This window comes from Leptolyngbya sp. CCNP1308, assembly GCF_034932455.1.
In the GTDB taxonomy this organism is placed as follows: domain Bacteria; phylum Cyanobacteriota; class Cyanobacteriia; order Phormidesmidales; family Phormidesmidaceae; genus Nodosilinea.
Genome location: NZ_JAYGIH010000108.1, coordinates 1 through 17,974, shown reverse-complemented (window position 1 = coordinate 17,974; position 17,974 = coordinate 1). Strand labels below are relative to the sequence as shown.

Genomic DNA, 17,974 nt, shown 5'->3' with positions numbered 1-17,974 from the left:
GATAGCTCCTAACTAAACCTGCTGTATTTGAGTAGTCACATTTAGCCTTTCTGCTCGGAGCTTTAATGCTATGTCATCCTGTCCTTGCTGTTCTCACCAACTCGTTCGTCAGATTTCTCGTCAAAGACTCTATTGGTTCTGCTTATCCTGCCGTCAGGAAATGCCTAATTTCTCTCAGTTAAATTCAGGTGTCAAAGCTCTAACTTCAGTTTCTGGTGAATTTAAAAAACACTCGCCCCAGAAAATGTACTTCGACGACAGCATAGACACATCATATCAGCCTTATGAATCTCTTAAACCTGTCTTTGCCTTTTGTTCTGTGGAATCACTATTAGCTGCAAATGCTAGTAGTGTAATTCTGTCATGAAGATGTCTCAATCCTCAAAAATATACCTTCTACTACAGTCTTTCTCCCGTAACGTCGGAGTGGTTGTAGCTCTTGCAGGTACTGTAGCTATTCTAGGCTGGCTGCTAAACATTCCAGTACTAAAAAGCGTTCTGCCAGAATTACCAACGATGAAGGTCAACGCTGCTCTCAATCTCATTTTGGGAGGAACAACGCTATGGTTGTGGCACTGGCAATCCCGTATCAAACAACCCTACTTGAGAAAGAGATTACGGTTTCTTACCCTCAGTTTTAGCCTGTTGATCATTCTAATTGCTCTGTTGACGCTGATTCAATATATTTTTCCAATTAATTTTGGAATTGATGAACTGTTTCTACGGCAGCCAGAGCCCATCAGTAGTGATGCAATTCCGGGTCGCATGGCTCCTAATACGGCTCTAGCCTCGTTACTGACAGGAGCAGCACTACTGAGCTTGCAGCAAAAGCCTGGGAGCTTGATAACCCAAGCCTTGGCAGTTGGATCATGGTTTATCAGTTTTCTGGGCTTAATCGGCCTTTTTTACGGTAGCGTTCGCTTCTATACGGCTGGTTCCTTAACTGGAATGGCAATCCACGCCGCGATCGCTCTTCTCCTGCTCAACACAGGCATTCTTTGCACCAATCCTACTCAAGGGTTAATAGCACTTTTAACTGGGTGTAGCACAGGCAGCCGAATAGCAAGAAGGTTATTGCCGCTAGCGGTTATCATTCCTTTTCTTGTAGGGTTTCTTTGTTCATTGGGTTATCGTTTGCAGCTCTACAGCGCTGAAGTTGAATTTGCTTTATCCAGCACGTTAAACATTATTTTATTGTCAGGATTAGTCATTTGGAATGCTCGCGTCTTAAATAAGATTGACGACCGCCGTCTCCAGGCAGAGTTGTCAGTAGAGCAATACGCTCAAGAATTTGAGGATTTATATAACAATGCGCCCTGTGGTTATCACTCTTTGGATAGTGATGGCACGTTTATCCGGATCAACGATACAGAATTAAAGTGGCTAGGATACAGCCGTGAGGAAGTACTGCACCGCAAAAAATTTTCTGACCTCGTGACGCCTGTTAACTTAGAGCGTTTCCATCAGTGTTTCTCCGCCTTTAAGGAACGTGGTTGGGTCAATAATTTAGAGTTTGAAATAATCCACAAAAATGGTTCAACTTTATTTATAAGTTTAAATGCTACTGCTATCTATGATGCAGACGGCAATTATTTGATGAGCCGAACGACTCTATTCGATATTACCAATCGTAAACAGGAAGAAATTACGCTGCAATCGGCACTAACGCTTCAGAAAGCCATCCTTGACAGTGCAAACTACAGCATTATTTCAACTGATGTAAATGGCACAATTCTCACTTTCAATATCACAGCAGAGCGATGGCTAGGCTACTCTTCTGAAGAGATTATTGGCAAAGTTACCCCTGCCATTATTCACGATCAAGATGAGGTTGCACAACAAGCAGTTGAACTTTCACAAGAACTGGGTCGTGAGATCGAACCAGGGTTTGAAGTTTTTGTGGCAAGAGCCCAACTAGGGCGGATTGAGGAACGGGAGTGGACTTACATTACTAAAAATGGCGACCGTTTCCCTGTGTTATTGTCGATCACTGTGTTGCGCGATTCGACTGGCACGATAACAGGCTTCTTGGGTATCGGTAGTGATATCACAAAGCGCAAAAGAACTGAGCAATCCTTACAAAACACATTAAGAGAATTAGAATTTCAAAAATCTGCTCTGGATCAAGCTGCGATCGTTGCAACTACCGATCATCGCGGCATCATTGCCGATGTCAATGATAATTTCTGTGCAATTTCTCAATACAATCGAGAAGAACTGATTGGGCAAACCCATCGCTTAATCAAATCTGACTACCATCCACCTGCTTTCTTTAAGCAGCTCTGGTTAACGATTGCCAGTGGGCATGTATGGCGAGGAGAAGTTCAAAACCGGGCAAAAGATGGTTCACTCTATTGGGTCGATACAACGATTGTGCCATTCTTGGATGTAAATGGTAAACCCTTTAAATACCTGGCCATCCGTTTTGACATTACCCAAACCAAACAAGCAGAAGCTGAATTGCGACAAATGAGCGCTGCACTAGAAAATGCAGTCGCAGGAGTAGCAAGGATCGATCTACAAGGGCGCTACACTGCTGTCAACCAGGTTTATGCGGCGATAGCAGGTTACCAGCCTGAAGAACTGCTAGGGATGGAGTGGCAACAAACGGTTCACCCTGATGATGTTGAACGAATGATCGATGCATATCATCAAATGCTGCGGGACGGCAGAGTTGAAGTTGAAGCCAGAGGGATTCAAAAAGACGGTCATCTTTTCTATAAACAGCTTGTGATGATCACGATTCACAATGAGCAACAGGAGTTTATTGGACATCACTGCTTCATGAAAGATATTACTGATCGCAAGCGGCTCGAAGACGAACGCGATCGGCTATTGCGGCAGGAAATCCAGCAAAGAGAAGAACTTACTCTCAAGAACCTTGCATTGGGGCAAGCTAAGCGAGATGCAGAATTTGCCAATCGAGCTAAGAGCGAGTTTTTAGCCATAATGAGCCACGAGATCCGCACCCCAATGAACGCTGTTATTGGCATGACTGGGCTGCTGCTCGATACAAAGCTTGACGCTAAGCAGCGAGACTTCATTGAAACGATTCGCTATAGCGGAGATGCCCTATTGAGCATTATCAACGACATTCTTGATTTTTCTAAAATTGAATCGGGTAAGCTGGACTTAGAAATGCACCCTTTGAATTTGAGGCATTGCATTGAAGGGGCAATTGATTTGCTAACAGCAAAAGCAGCTGAGAAAGGCATTGAGCTAGGCTACTTAATTACGCCTCAAACGCCTAGCGTCATTTTGGGTGATGTGACTCGCTTGCGTCAGATTCTAGTTAATTTGCTCAGTAACGCGATTAAGTTTACCGAAGCTGGGGAAGTGATTGTTTCAGTGACGGCATCCCCCATCCTTTCTTCAAGCAAAATTCTTAACCCAGAAGAATCTACCTACGAGATTCAAGTTTCTGTTCAAGATACAGGTATTGGAATTCCTGCCGATCGCCTCGATCGATTGTTCCAATCTTTCAGCCAGGTTGACGCTTCAACCACTCGTCACTATGGTGGCACAGGACTGGGACTAGCGATCAGCAGACGATTGAGCGAAATGATGGGAGGAACAATGTGGGTTCACAGTGTAAGCAGTGTTGGTGGAACACCATCCTCCCAATGGCAAGCCTCTACCCACTACTATCCGCCTTCAGGCTCAACATTCTTTTTTACAATCGCCGCTCAGGCTGTAACTGATTTAGAGCCATTGGAAGCTAGGCTATTGCCAGACCTTGCTGGAAAGCGGTTGTTGATTGTCGATGATAATCCTACCAACTGCCAAATTCTTACCTTGCAGGCTGAAACGTGGGACATGATAATTTGTGCGGCTCAGTCAGGTTTCGAAGCGATGAGTTGGCTTGAACAGGGAGAAACATTTGACGTTGCTATTTTGGATATGCAAATGCCCGCAATGGATGGGTTAACGCTGGCAGCAGCCATTCATCAGCATCCCAACGGTTACCGGTTACCGCTGGTCATGCTCACCTCAATGGGTAAGCCAGAAACCCATTCTGACGCGCTCACCACTCATTTCACCGATTGTCTTAGCAAGCCTATTAAGCAATCTCAACTGTACGAGGTTCTGACCCATGCCTTGCGGATGCAACCGATCAAGCCTCATCAACAGCCCACTCATTCCATTCAGTCTAGTCACCCCGAGACCAAACTAGCGGAGACCCTGCCATTGCGGATTTTGCTAGCGGAAGATCATCTGGTGAACCAAAAAGTAGCCCTGCTGATGCTGGAGCGAATGGGGTATCGAGCAGATGTTGCGGCAAATGGTTTAGAAGTGCTGCAAGCACTTCATCGACAGCCCTATGATGTAGTGCTGATGGATGTACAGATGCCAGAGATGGACGGGCTGGCTACTAGCCGTCAAATTTGTCAGGAGTGGCAAGCTGATTTACGGCCATACATCATTGCAATTACTGCAAACGCTATGCAAGGCGATCGTGAGGAATGCCTTGCTGCCGGTATGGATGACTATGTCAGCAAGCCAATTCAGCCAAAAGAATTGGAAGCGGTCCTTCGTAGATGCAAACTCAAGAAGAACGGGGACACTTCTAAAAGCTTCGATCCACACTCTGTTTCTAATACTTCAGTTGCTCAAATGGAACCAATTCCTGTTCTAGATCTCCAAACCTTTCAAGCTTTGTGGAAAATGGTAGGTGGAAAGCAAGCTGCTTTAACAGCCCTAGTTAACTGCTACCTAACAGAATCTCCCAAGTTAATCCAAGCGATCGCTGACGCTGTAAGTAATGCTGATGCCGATGCCCTTAGACAGGCTGCTCATTCCTTAAAATCCAGCAGCGCATCGCTGGGGGCAACTCGCCTGGCACAACTGGGTAAAGCATTAGAGACCTACGGGCGCAACGGAGATCTGGCAACAGAAGAAGACGTCGAACAGCTTCAGGTTGAATACGACCTAGTTAAAGCAGCTCTACAAGAATTGAACTAGGGAAAAGATGAACACGGTCTTGGCTTCAAACAAACCTTCTCTAATTTTGGTTGTTGACAATGAGCCTTTTGCGCGGATACAGCTTCGGCTTTCCCTGGAGCAAGAGGGGTACCAAATTGTAGAAGCAGAGGATGGTAGAGAAGCACTGACGGTATTTAAACAACAACAGCCAGATATTGTCTTGCTGGATGCTTTGATGCCTGGAATGGACGGTTTTGAATGCTGCACCCAATTACAACGTCTTCCAAACGGTCAAACTACACCAGTTCTGATGATTACCGGCTTAGACGATCAAGAATCAGTTGATCGTGCTTTTGCTGTTGGGGCAGTAGACTACGTTACTAAACCAGTTCACTGGGCAGTATTACGGCAGCGTGTTAGACGGCTTATTCAACAATCCCAACTTCAGCAACAGCAGGCTCAACTTCAACAGCAGCTAGAAGTGGCTAATCGTGACTTACAGCGACTTGCTTCTACTGATGGACTAACTCAAGTTGCAAACCGTCGCTGTTTTGATGAAGCTCTGCAGCAGGAACATCGATGAATGAGACGATCGAAGTTTTGCGCACCTGGTGCCGACCCTGCCTCTCTTTCCCTCATTCTGTGCGATATCGATCACTTTAAACTCTACAACGATACTTATGGACACCAGGCGGGTGATTATTGTCTTCAGCAAGTCGCGCAGACCCTCTCAAGCGTGGTGAACCGTCCGATGGATTTAGTTGCTCGCTACGGTGGTGAAGAATTTGTGATTCTACTACCTGAAACGGATGCAATTGGAGCGGTTCATGTTGCAGAACAAATTTGTAATCAGGTGCGATCGTTAGCAATTCCTCATCACCGCTCATTACAAAAATGCGTCACCATCAGTGCTGGTATAGCCACTTTAAATCCTTGCATAGAGTCTCGGATAGCAAAACTTATTTTAATGGCAGACCAAGCGCTTTATCAAGCAAAAGAAGAAGGGCGCGATCGCTTTTGCACCTACGTAGAGCAGGGAAGCCTGAGCCAATTTTTCGTTTGAAGCTTACTGATTTGTTGCCCTTAGAGCCGTTAGCGACACCTAATTAGTACTCAAAAAAAATGAAGGAGAGATCTTAAGGTGAGAAGCATGATGAGTTGGAAAGGCTATTTACGCAAATTGTTAATTCGTGCTCCTTCTAACAAAAGAAAGCTTGTTGCGATCGCCTTTCTCACCATTGCGGGCCTTCTGGGCAATTACTTTAGCTTGCCTCTGTTTTTTGGCGTTGATTTTCTCTTTGGCAGTATTGCCACATTGATTATTGTTTATTATTTTGGTGTATTTTGGGGCGGCTTGGCAAGTCTAATTGCTGGTAGCTACACTTACATCCTTTGGCACCACCCTTATGCCGCTATTATTTTGATAGCTGAAGCTCTGTTTGTAGGGTTTTTATGTCAGCGTAGGCATCCAAATATCCTGTTATTTTCTGGGCTTTACTGGTTTCTTATCGGTATGCCTCTAGTTTGGCTTTTCTACGGTCAGATTTTACACGTAGATGCCAATCAGGTCACACTTGTCATGTTCAAGCAGGCTGTCAACGGTATCTTTAATGCTCTAGTTGCTAGCTTCATTGTTTCTTATCTTCCGTTTCATCGGTGGATAGGCCGCTCAAGATATCCCTTTGCCCTCTCTCTCAAACAAACAGTTTTTCACCTACTCATTGCTTTTGTCTTTATTCCATTACTGCTTCTGGTGGTGCTAGACGGTAGGTATTTTGTCAATCAGATTGAGACAACAGTAAATGCTGAATTGCAAACAAATGCTACAGACTTAAGCAGTGTAGTGTCTAGATGGCATCAGCGACATGTTGAGGCTTTAAGTCAATTAGCAGAACGAGCGATCTTCCCTGTAGTTAATACTGCCAATTTAACAATACAGACATCTGAACAACTGCAGCAAGATCTGAATTTGACCCAACTATTGTTTCCAGACTTTGACAATATTTATATTGCCGATGCTTCTGGAAGTATTTTGCTTGCTTCTTCGCCTTTAACTGCAATACAGCAGCGGCTAGTCGAGGAAGACATTAAGCAAGAATCCTTAATTGCAACTGCGCGTGAGAGGTTACAACCCTGGACTACCCCTATCCATCATGACGGGTTACTAGAAGAAGCTCATATTAGCATCAGCATTCCGATTCTAAAACAAAGTCAATTTTGGGGAATTGTCTACGGTTCTTTGCCATTAAATCGCATCAGCAACTTCTATATTTTTCAAAATGATAAACAGCAAATACAACTTACATTAATCGATCAAAATAATCGAGTCATTGCCAGTAATCAACCCAACCTTTCACCCTGGGGTGAGTTTGAAAAAGCTAGGGACGGAAGTATTCGCACCTTAGAAGGATCACTGCAACAGTGGATTCCAAATGAAGGGAATACCGCCATGATTCGGTGGAAAAACTCGCTCTACATTCAACAATTCACGATTGGGGAAAGCTTAGGCTGGAAACTTCGGTTGGAAATTCCAGCGTTTCCTTACGTGGATAACTTGCAAAGCCGCTACAGAGTTGATCTAGGAATTATACTAGGCATCACGGTTTTGGCATTTTTGTTTGCAACAATCGTTAGCCGTCGTCTTGTCAAGCCTTTAGCTCATCTAACCTATGCCACAACTGATCTACCTAATAAACTTTTAGCAGAAGATGTATTTAAATGGAACCATAGCCCTGTTGCTGAAATTAATGATCTAGCAAATAACTTTAAGTTGATGGCGATCGCACTCAACCAGAAGTTTAGAGAGATCAGACTTGTCAATGCCACATTAGAACGACGAATTAAAGTACGAACGCAGGAACTATCTAAAACCAACCAAGAGCTGAAAATTGAAATTAGTGAGCGGAAAAAAGCTGAGTTAATGCTGCAAAAGCAAGTTGAACGAGCATTATTATTGAATCAAATCACAGATGAGATTCGTCAAAGCTTAGATAGCCGACAAATTTTTGAGATTGCAGCGACTCAAATTGGTCGTGCCTTCAAGGTGAGTCGCTGTGTTATTCACACCTATCTTTCTGATCCAATTCCTCACATTCCTTTTGTTACAGAATACCTAGAGCCGGGCTGCCAATCAATTTTTGACCTAGAACTTCCAGTTGTTGGTAATCCTCTTATTGAAGAAATGTTGGCAACGGATATGGCGATCGCTGCTGACAACGTTTACATCGATCCGCTATTAAAGCCTATTGCTCCACTTTGGTCTAGTATTCAACTGAAATCAATATTAATCATTCGTACCTCTTATCAAGGTGAACCGAACGGTGCGATCGGATTGCACCAGTGTAATGGGTCTCGACAGTGGAGAATAGATGAAATTGAATTGTTAGAGGCAGTCGCCGCCCAAATGGGAATTGCTCTGGCCCAAGCTGCACTGTTAGAGCAGGAAAAACGACAACAAGAACAATTGCGAGAGAAAAATATTACTTTACAACTTGCCAAACAAGTATCGGAGACAGCAAACCAGGCAAAGAGTGAGTTTTTGGCAAACATGAGTCATGAAATTCGTACACCAATGAATGCGGTTATTGGTATGACTCGGCTCCTAGCTAACACTGACTTAGATGCTCAACAGCTAGACTTTGTGGAAACAATTCGCAGCAGTGGTGATGCATTGCTAGTCATCATTAACGATATTCTTGATTTCTCAAAGATTGAGTCTGGCAAGCTTGATATTGAAGAACATGTATTCAATCTACAAACCTGTGTCGAAGAAGCGGTCGAGCTATTAGCTCCGAAGGCCGCAGAAAAGGGCTTGGAACTTTCCTATTTAATTCATCCGACTGTTCCAATTAGTGTGATAGGCGATGATGCACGACTTCGACAAATTCTAGTTAACTTACTGGGTAATGCAGTCAAATTTACTAATCAAGGGGAAGTGAATGTTGTCGTTACTGCTCAACCGCTGCAAGAATTATCACTAACTCCATCAAAAAAAGAACATAATCTGTACGAAATTAAATTTGCAATTCAGGATACAGGTATTGGCATCCCAAAAAATCGATTAGATCGGCTTTTTAAGTCTTTTAGCCAGGTTGAGAGCTCCATAAATCGGCAATACGGTGGAACAGGCTTAGGACTCGCGATCAGTAAGAAATTAAGCGAAATGATGGGAGGAGAAATCTGGGTCGAAAGTAAAGTTGGGCAAGGTTCAACATTCTATTTCACAATTGTCACCAGATTAAACTCCAATCCAACTCCAGTTTTGCTTCCATCGGATTACTTGTCTGGAAAACGTCTGCTAATTGTGGATGCTAACGCTACAAATCGTCAGATGTTAACGCTCCAAACTAATGCTTGGGGGATGATTGTAGAAGTTGCACAATCAGCTAGTCAAGCCCTAGCTTTAATTCAGCAATCTGATCCATTTTCTCTAGCTATCCTTAATATGGATACACTAGAGATGGATTGGTTAACGCTAGCCAGAAAAATTCGTGCATATCCTGCTGGAAGTCAGCTACCCCTATTTATCCTAACCTCTCTTGATAGCTCTACCCCAGATATAGAGCCTACACTGCATTCACTAATCTTCTTGACAAAGCCAATTAAGCAATCTCAGCTTTACAATGCTTTGATGAGCATTCTGGTTAAACAACCAGATCAGATTCAACCTGAAATCCTTCAACAGACTAGATTAGATTCTTGTATGATTCCGCAAATTCCATTGCAAATTCTTGTAGTGGAGGACAATCAGGTCAATCAAAAAATAGCGGTACTGACATTACAGGAGTTAGGGTATAGTGCAGACGTGACTGCAAACGGTGTAGAAGCATTACACGCTCTTCGTCAGCAAGCTTATGATGTTGTGCTAATGGATGTGCAAATGCCTGTTATGGATGGGCTAACAGCAACTCATTGTATTCACCACGAATGGAAGGAATCGCAACGCCCCCGAATTATTGCGATGACCGCAAATGCGCTAGAGAGTGATCGAGAAAAATGTTTGGCCGCAGGAATGGATGACTATATCAGCAAACCGATTTGCTTAAGTGAATTGGTTAATGCACTGAACAAGTGCCAAGCTAAAAAACAGTAAATGGTGGCACTGTTAGCTAAGGGATAATAGCTAGACTGTAAGGACTGTAAAAGCAGAGAGCTATTTACCTACACTTTCTCCTTGCTATTAGAGCAAATCTGAGCGCTGGTGCTATTTGGCGTCACCGTATAGTACCCTGCGCCAGTCATTATTCAGGAGCAGTGAGCCAGAGTATGGGCATAGCCGTATTGCAGCTGGACTTTAATCTCAATCTAGCGTTTGCCTTATTTACAACACAGTAGCGGGCACTAAATTACATTACCCACAGTCAGGATCTTCGGCATAGTTCTCAAACACCTCCGAGATCAGGCTGATCGCATCAAGCGAAAGACTCTGGAGTCATAGAGTTTCCGGCAACTCAATTGCCGTCGTCAACTGCTCATCCAGCCACCAAGACCACCATTCTTTCCGGTGCAAGAGTTGCACCTCCTTAGCCTGCTGAATCTCTAACCAGGGCGTTTGATTTAGTGCAGCTGTTGACGCGCCGCAATCCAGGTGATCGCTACATAGCAGCGCGTCAAGAATCGAGCCATGATGCCCCTATTCCGTCACTAGCTCACTTAAACCAATAGCAACAAGACCAGGAATCCTCCCCAATACCTTACCCCCAAAGCGTCTAGTCAAAGAACTCTTCATTCCAGTTCAGCGACCCTGAAAATAACGACTACTTGGTAAGGCGAACAGCGCTTGACTGAGAGCAAACATGGCAGCGGCATAGGCGGCAGCGAGGCAATTAGCCCATTACTTGAAGAAATGTATTGCAGGCATCCGCAAATTCACCTAAGCGTTCCTCAGGTGATAGGAGTGCTGGCTTCATTTAACTTCAACAAACTCCTCTGCTTTTTTCTTTGATTGACTAAGTGTTAAAAAATAGCGGTTTACTTCGGTCAGCCGAATTCGATAAAAAGCCATACTTGTTCATGGATAAAATGCCTGAGATCCATGATCCCGAAATAAACAAGGTAGAGGTTGTCAAAATGCGATCGCTGAAAAGTAAGTCACAGCATTCCTCTTTTGAGATTAACACCTCTGGCGTTGTTTAAGTGAGTCGCAAAACTTTATCTTGGTGAGAACTGCTGTGTCTTTCTGTTAAGGAGGTAAGGATCTTCCCAAATTAAAAAATACCTGTCAAATCTGTCATTAAACTACAAAGCGAACGGCACTTTTAGAACTAATTCAAAACCCTCCGGATTCTAAAATATTGCGTATTCATGCCATGGTGCCGACTGAGGCTAAAGCGATAAAACAAGGATGTTGAAACAAAGCCATTTTTTTGAGGATTATCCCTATGAGTCTTGAGCCCACCGAATTTATGTCTAAAATGGTGTCGCGCATTGACTTTACTGCTGACGACCGCAAAGTGCTTCAGTCTACGGCTGACTGGGGTTTAGAAATTGCCCCCGAAATGGCCGACTATTTCTATGAATATCTAGGTCGCGATCCCGAGATGAGCGCCATCCTCAACGAGTCTGAGGGCCGCATTCACCGCCTACGCGAAACCTTTGTGGCCTGGTTCCATGAAATGTTTACCGGCATGGATGACTGGGGCAATGCCTACGCCGAACGCCGCTGGCGCATTGGTCTGATTCACGTGCGCATTGGCATTGGCCCTCAGCACGTGGTGCCCGCTATGGCGGTAGTTGTACACGAGGCTGGCAAGCGCGCCATGACGGATGGCAAAGATCAGCAGCTGCGCGATGCCCTGAGCAAAATTTGCATGGTCGATCTGGCCTTTATTGAGCAAGCCTATATCGAAGTTTCTTCGGCAGCGGTGCTGAGAGAAACTGGCTGGTCTGAGGGCCTCTTTAAACGGCTCATTGCCACGGGCGCTAGCGCAATGTAGCGCTAGCTCGCTAATCACTTCAGATTTTCGACCTTTTTTACTGATTCATTTTCCCCTAACAACAGAGAAAACTAACCATGGCTATTAGCACCGAAAAGCTCACCCACATTTTGCAGAGCTTTGTTACCTCAACCACCGATATCCAAGGGGCTGCAGTGGTCACCCCCGACGGCTTGCCCCTCGCTGCTAGCCTGCCCGGCGGCATGGATGAAGAGCGGGTTTCAGCTATGTCAGCCGCCATGCTTTCCCTGGGCGATCGCATTGGTAGTGAACTGGCCCGAGGCGGCATTGACCGCATTTTTGTCGAAGGCGATAAGGGCTACGGCATTCTCACCAGCTGCGGTGAAGACGCGGTGTTTCTGGTGCTAGCCGACAAAGCCGCTAAACAGGGCCTGCTGATGCTTGAAATCAAGCGCACCCTAGCCGATCTGAAAGCTGTTTTGATGTAGCGCCCAATGACGGAGAGCACACCCCCTTCCAAAAGGGGGTAGGGGGGATCTCTCACCATTGCTAGCCCCCCGACTTGCTCTGAACGCTCGTATTTGTGGTGTGCCCTACGACGTTTGATCTTATTCTTCATTGCCTCCGCCCATCCATGGAAATCATGCGTTTAGTGGTCACCGGCCCCGTGGGGGCCGGTAAGTCGACCTTTATTCGATCGGTTAGCGAAATCGAGGTGGTTGATACCGATCGCCGCGCCACCGACGATGCCCTGCTGATCAAAAAGCGCACCACCGTTGCCTTTGACTTTGGCCGCCTTCAGTTTGGCCCCGACATGGCACTGCACCTCTACGGCACCCCCGGACAGTCGCGCTTCGACTTCATGTGGGACATTTTGATTCAAAAGGCCCACGCCTACATTTTGCTGGTGGCGGCTCACCGGCCCCACGAGTTTCGCGAGGCCCGCCGCATCATGATGTTTATGAAACAGCGATCGCCGGTGCCGATGATCATCGGCCTCACCCACACCGACTGCCCCGGTGCCTGGGATGCCGCCAACATTGCCCTGGCCCTGGGCTACCCTAACCCCGCCCGTCGCCCACCCGTAGTGGCCGTCAACGCCAACGAAACTGCTTCCGTCGCCCAGGCCGTGATTGCCTTGGTGCAGCATACCTGGGCTGGCAGTTTAACCCCCACCGCTTAGCCCCTCGCCCAAAAGTTTTGCTGGGTACTGTTCAGGATTTACAGAGACGGCGTTGAATCTGTCGGTACGAAACAGTCACTCCCCTGGCCTAACCCCATATCTGCCCCACCCCCTTATCTCCTTACTTCCCATCCACTCGCCCACAGAAAGGGATAACCCCTATGACTGTCACCGGATACCTCGCCGACTTCTCCCTGCCAGAACTGTTTCAGCTGCTGGAACAGGGCAACAAAACCGGCCTGCTCACCATCTGCACCCTGGCTGACACCACGGCGGTTGATCGCTACAATCACCACATCTGGCTTAGCCAGGGGCAAATTGTCGCCGCTGGCAACAGCCTTGACCACCAGGGCCTGATGCGGCTGATTGCCCAACGAGGTTGGATGGGCGATCGCGCAGCCTCACGGCTGGCCCAAAGCTGCCCGGTCAACACTCCCCTAGGATTGTGCCTCAAAAATCAAGGGGTGATCAACGTTGAGCAGCTCAAGCTGTTGTTCTACACCCAGGTGATGCGCCAGGTGTGCGCTCTATTTGCCCTCCCCGATGGCTGGTTTCAGTTTGACCCCAAGGCCCCGCTGCCTGTAGCCGAAATGACCGGCCTGATCGCCACTGCCACCGATGTCACCCTGTCCGGGCTGCGCGCCCTCAAAGACTGGGCTGCCCTCGATGAAAAACTGCCCGCTCCCTCCTCGGCCCTGGTCAGCGTCGTCGAAGGCAAGCCCAACCTGCGCCTCAACCCCAACGAATGGCAGGTATGGGAGTTTACCAACGGCACCATGGCCCTTAGAGATGTCGCCCAGCACCTCAACCTATCGGTGGCCAAGACCCAGCAGATCGCCTTTCGCCTGATTGTCACCGGCCTCGCCGAAGAAATGCCGCTGATGGAAGCGCCACCCCCATCGACCTTTGACCTGCTAGAGGCCGACCCAGAACCCCATACCATCCCCAGCTATGCCCCTGTAGCCGCTGGGGTGGGTGCGCCCCCGGTCAGCCAATCGTTTTTGCAAAACCTCGTCGGCTTTCTCAAAGGCAAGATGTAGCCATGAGCCAAGATGCCCTCCGCCTGCTGCAAAGATTTCTCGGCCTGCTCAAGCTGGCCGACCTGCTGACTAGCCCCCCCGGCCTCGCCCTCACGCTGTGGCTGTGGCTCTACCTCACTCTGCCCTACGACACCGCCCTAAGTCTGTGGCTAGTTACCTTATTGCCCCTGCTAATGGCGAGCAACGAAACCGCGAAAGAGTAGGTCTTGAATTTTGAATTTCATGCCCTAATTCCCCCATCCCCTATATCCCCTACCCTCATGAACCCCACCACCCTCCAAACCTTCACTTGGGATGACTCCCTCAGCACTGGTGTACCGATGATCGATGCTCATCACAAAGAGCTGATCGCCGCCGTCAATGATCTGGGGCAAGCGATCTCACACCACAAAGGCAGCACCGCGATCAAAAAGTTGTTTGTTTTTCTCAAGTTTTACGCCGAGTGGCACTTTGAGCACGAAGAAGCCTGCGCCGCCAAGCATAAGTGCCCCATCGCGGAGGTCAACCAGCAGGCCCACACCACCTTCATCACCACCTTTGGCCACCTGCACGATCAGTACAAAGCCAGCGATGCCAGCGAGATCGTGGCCATAGAAATCTATCAGCAGTTGTCCGACTGGCTGATCAGCCATATTCTCAAAATTGACACCCACATCGGTCGCTGCATTCGCAGTGCTCCGCAGGGCAGTTAAGAGTGTTCCATCTAAATAAACGTTTCTTTGAGGTCGTAAACTCGGCCCGTTAAGCCTGTTATCATTAAACTCTGGATAAATTAAGTAATTAGCTGGAACACTCTTAGTAGACGGATGACGTTGTTCTTGAGTGATCCAAGAACAACGTGCAGCAGGGGTTTGCCAAAGCAGCCAAGGCTCAGCCCAACCTCAGGCAGAGCCAGAAGTTGAGGCGGTACCACCAGGGTGAACCTGAGGATGATTGTGCGTTGATGCGGGAGGACATCCGGCAGTATTTGGAGGTGAAAGACCAGTATCCCGAGGCGATTGTGCTTGTGCAGTCGCCGGATCAGCGGTTCTATGAGGCGTTTTTCGACGGGGCTCGGCCCCTGATCAAGCATCTGGAGATGATTGGCACCAGAATGAAGTCTGGGGCGAAGGAACTCGGACGGGTACGAGTAGCAGGGTTCTCGGTGCAGAGTTTGCACAAGTATTTGGACAGGCTGCCCCAGCAGGGGGAGGTGGTGATTGCGGAGGGGAAGGGGGCGATCTCGGTACATCCTCACCAGCTGCCAGCCCTTGTTGTGGAGGAACTACCGCTGCCTAAATCTGTGGGTTAACTCTCCAGCCATTGAAGAGCCTGAATTTCAGGTGCAGAGCTTGTTCGATGTAGAGCCTTTTCGGACAGGGCACCCCACGGATCAAGGGCCATGGCCTACCTCCAACCCGCTGTGGCAGCAGGAGCAGGCGGCAGTGGTGCCCCCACAGGATTCACCCTCCCACAGTCCACCCCAGCCCAAACCTAAGCCTGTTCAGGAACCAACGCTGCAAGAGGCTGATGATGAGGTGCGGGGGGCCAAATTTAGAGGATGTGGCGGTGCATTTGGGGCTGGATTGCGATCGCCACGATAAGCACAAATGGCGCAACAGCGACCACATCATCAGCATTAGCGGGCCGTTGTTTATGGATTGGTTAGCGGATCAGGGGGGACGGGGAGCAGTCGACCTGGTGATGCAGGTGCAGGGGTCAGAGTTTAAGCAGGCGGTGGAATGGTTGTCGAGACTAGATTTTTCTCAGCGACCGGCACAGGTGACCAGCTCTGCCCAGGGGATAGAGCCGGAGCCTCGGGCGTTAGAGGGTGTTTGAAAAGTTAGGGCTTGAGTAAAAAAGCTCACTCCGTGTAGGTTGCAGATGAATGTCAGCAACGCCGGAGTGAGACGATGAGTAAAGACTACCCCAGCAACCTAACCCGAGACCAGTACGAGCTTCTGAGTGATTTACTGCCTGCCGCCAAGCCTGGTGGACGACCCCGCAGCGTGGAGTTGTGGGAGATTCTCAACGCCATCATGTATGTACTGGTCGAGGGGGTGCAATGGCGGGCCTTACCGGGAGACTTGCCGCCGTGGCAGACGGTGTACACCTACTTTCGAAACTGGCGTAAGGATGGCACCTGGATCGCCCTTCATGACCATCTGCGGGAATGGGTGCGCATCGAGCAAGATCGCTGTGCCCAACCCTCCGAGGCCGTCATCGATAGCCAAAGCGTGAAAAGTGCGGCCTTCGTGCATGAAGCGGTGGGCTACGATGCGGGCAAAACGATTAAAGGTCGTAAACGGTTCATGACCGTCGATACGCTGGGACTGGTGTTGCGAGTGCTCGTCTCCGCTGCCAGTGTACCTGAGCGGGAGGGCGGCAAGCAGGTGTTAGCCCGAGTGAAGGATATGGGAGCGTCCATTGCCAGACTAAATCTGATTTGGGCGGATGGGGGCTTTGATGGCCCTGCCTTCATGATGTGGGTGATGGATACCTGTCGCTGGATTGTCGAGGTCGTCTTACGACCGCAGCAGACCCAAGGATTTGTCCTGCTGAAGAAACGCTGGGTCGTCGAGCGTACCTTCGGATGGTTGATGGGGTGCCGACGCTTGGTGCGAGACTACGAACGGCTACCGGAAACATCAGAAACCCTCATCTACCTTGCCATGATACGGATCATGGTCAGGCGATTGGCATGATTTTTGACCCCATCGGACTTTTCAAACACCCTCTTAGAGATGCCGGAGAACTCATTACGCCGATGGGATGCAGTGCGGGAGTACTTGGTGGAGGGACGTAAGCTACCAGCAGTGCTGGTGGATCGGCTCAACGAGCGGGGGTTAGTCTATGCCGATGAGTACCAGAATGCCGTGTTTGTGCGGCATAGTCTACAACCTCAATCCTGGCAGCGGGTAAAGGTTGTGGGGGCCAGCCTACGGGGTACTTGGGGCAAGAGAACCATTTCCATGGGTTAGCGCCAGGCTCGGCTAGAGACCAGGGATGGTTTTGGATTGGCACAGGACAGGGGCCAGTGCAGCGAGTGCTCCTGGTGGAGTCACCGATTGATGCAATGTCACTGGCGGTGCTGGATCGGGCACAGCGAGGACCGGAGGGGGTGTCAATTTACCTCTCGACGGATGGCTCAGGAGGGGTACCAAGCGCGGAACTCAAGATCGTGCTGCGAAGTGGGGGATTTGTGGCCGCAGCATTTGATGTCGATAGGGCAGGGGAGGTGATGGCCTGGCGGGTGGCGCAGCAGGTGCCGGGGATTGAACGGCTGACGCCGAACCAGGGGAAGGACTGGAATGAGGTGTTGGTCAATCCAGAGGGGAGCGGCAATAGATGGCAACAGAGCTGCCCGGAGTTGGATCAACTTTGGCGATGGCATGGGACGGCAACTGCGCTGGGTAGGCCAGAGGGGCAGGGCTGATTCATTGTAAGAAGCGAAAAATCTGCTCAACCTGGTTGGCCAACTCCCGTAGAGCGGACGACACTGAATTAAATCCATTGAGCCGGAGCACGTTAATCGTCATGGACCGAAACACCGAGGCAATGAGCAAGGCATTCGGGTCTCGTCCATAGGTCTCATCCTCATTGAGGACGACATCTTTCGGCCAATGCAAGCGATTTTCAATACTCCAATGCCCTCGCACCATGGTGTTCCACAGTGCGGCTGTGGTGGCGACGGAGCTGAGATAGTAAGCTCGATGAATGGAGCATTTGACTGAAGTATAGCTATAGCCACTTAGGTTAGGACGCTGCTTGCTTGAGGACGGCCTCAATGGCAGCCCGCAAGCCATGTTCATGGGGAAGGGCTTTCCGAATCCGGCTTTTCAACCACCCCCAGCACTTTTCAATGCGATTGAGGTCAGGAGAATACGGTGGAAGATAAACCACTTCACAACCTGCCGATTCAATCAACTCGGCAATGCGTCCACCATGGTGAA

General features: G+C 48.5%; 17 protein-coding genes. 15 read left to right on the top strand and 2 right to left on the bottom strand.

From position 1 onward, the window contains the following. Window positions 1–363 precede the first annotated feature (363 nt). From VB780_RS27815 to VB780_RS27745, 15 genes are all read left to right on the top strand, one after another. On the top strand, window positions 364–4,962 hold the full coding sequence (locus tag VB780_RS27815; RefSeq protein ID WP_323354443.1) for a PAS domain S-box protein: 4,599 nt from the start codon (window positions 364–366) through the stop codon (window positions 4,960–4,962). 7 nt (window positions 4,963–4,969) lie between these two features. Further along, entirely contained in the window at window positions 4,970–5,506 is a 537-nt protein-coding gene (locus VB780_RS27810; protein WP_323354442.1) for a response regulator, read from the top strand. Continuing rightward, window positions 5,507–5,986, top strand: a complete 480-nt coding sequence (locus tag VB780_RS27805; RefSeq protein WP_323354441.1) for a GGDEF domain-containing protein — start codon at window positions 5,507–5,509, stop codon at window positions 5,984–5,986. A gap of 87 nt (window positions 5,987–6,073) precedes the next feature. Then, window positions 6,074–10,015: a response regulator gene (locus VB780_RS27800; RefSeq protein ID WP_323354440.1), complete on the top strand. Its 3,942-nt coding sequence runs from the start codon at window positions 6,074–6,076 to the stop codon at window positions 10,013–10,015. Between the two features lie 1,288 nt (window positions 10,016–11,303). Continuing rightward, entirely contained in the window at window positions 11,304–11,858 is a 555-nt protein-coding gene (locus VB780_RS27795; protein ID WP_323354439.1) for a protoglobin domain-containing protein, read from the top strand. Window positions 11,859–11,935: 77 nt separating this feature from the next. Then, complete coding sequence (locus VB780_RS27790; protein ID WP_323354438.1) at window positions 11,936–12,307, top strand: roadblock/LC7 domain-containing protein; 372 nt, start codon at window positions 11,936–11,938, stop codon at window positions 12,305–12,307. A gap of 146 nt (window positions 12,308–12,453) precedes the next feature. Continuing rightward, entirely contained in the window at window positions 12,454–13,002 is a 549-nt protein-coding gene (locus VB780_RS27785) for a GTP-binding protein (RefSeq protein ID WP_323354437.1), read from the top strand. Between the two features lie 161 nt (window positions 13,003–13,163). Beyond that, entirely contained in the window at window positions 13,164–14,042 is an 879-nt protein-coding gene (locus VB780_RS27780) for a DUF4388 domain-containing protein (RefSeq protein ID WP_323354436.1), read from the top strand. Window positions 14,043–14,044: 2 nt separating this feature from the next. Beyond that, the gene (locus VB780_RS27775) at window positions 14,045–14,245 is read left to right on the top strand and encodes a hypothetical protein (RefSeq protein ID WP_323354435.1); all 201 of its coding nucleotides are present in this window, start codon (window positions 14,045–14,047) and stop codon (window positions 14,243–14,245) included. Between the two features lie 57 nt (window positions 14,246–14,302). After that, a complete protein-coding gene (locus VB780_RS27770; protein ID WP_323354434.1) occupies window positions 14,303–14,734 on the top strand; it encodes a hemerythrin family protein in 432 nt (143 codons plus the stop codon). Window positions 14,735–14,985: 251 nt separating this feature from the next. Then, window positions 14,986–15,333, top strand: coding sequence for a hypothetical protein (locus VB780_RS27765; protein ID WP_323354433.1), 348 nt, complete (start codon window positions 14,986–14,988; stop codon window positions 15,331–15,333). A gap of 218 nt (window positions 15,334–15,551) precedes the next feature. Beyond that, entirely contained in the window at window positions 15,552–15,860 is a 309-nt protein-coding gene (locus VB780_RS27760) for a hypothetical protein (protein WP_323354432.1), read from the top strand. Between the two features lie 74 nt (window positions 15,861–15,934). Continuing rightward, on the top strand, window positions 15,935–16,726 hold the full coding sequence (locus tag VB780_RS27755; protein ID WP_323354431.1) for an IS5 family transposase: 792 nt from the start codon (window positions 15,935–15,937) through the stop codon (window positions 16,724–16,726). Between the two features lie 3 nt (window positions 16,727–16,729). Beyond that, a complete protein-coding gene (locus VB780_RS27750; protein WP_323354430.1) occupies window positions 16,730–17,002 on the top strand; it encodes a DUF3991 domain-containing protein in 273 nt (90 codons plus the stop codon). A 56-nt stretch (window positions 17,003–17,058) separates the two neighbouring features. Then, on the top strand, window positions 17,059–17,457 hold the full coding sequence (locus VB780_RS27745; RefSeq protein ID WP_323354429.1) for a toprim domain-containing protein: 399 nt from the start codon (window positions 17,059–17,061) through the stop codon (window positions 17,455–17,457). A gap of 1 nt (window position 17,458) precedes the next feature. Here the strand turns inward: VB780_RS27745 and VB780_RS31525 are convergent, their stop codons facing one another. Then, window positions 17,459–17,827, bottom strand: coding sequence for an ISAs1 family transposase (locus tag VB780_RS31525; protein ID WP_416349270.1), 369 nt, complete (start codon window positions 17,825–17,827; stop codon window positions 17,459–17,461). Further along, window positions 17,778–17,974: transposase (locus VB780_RS27740; RefSeq protein ID WP_323354428.1), on the bottom strand; the 197-nt coding region annotated here is incomplete at its 5' end. The genes VB780_RS27740 and VB780_RS31525, both read right to left, overlap by 50 nt.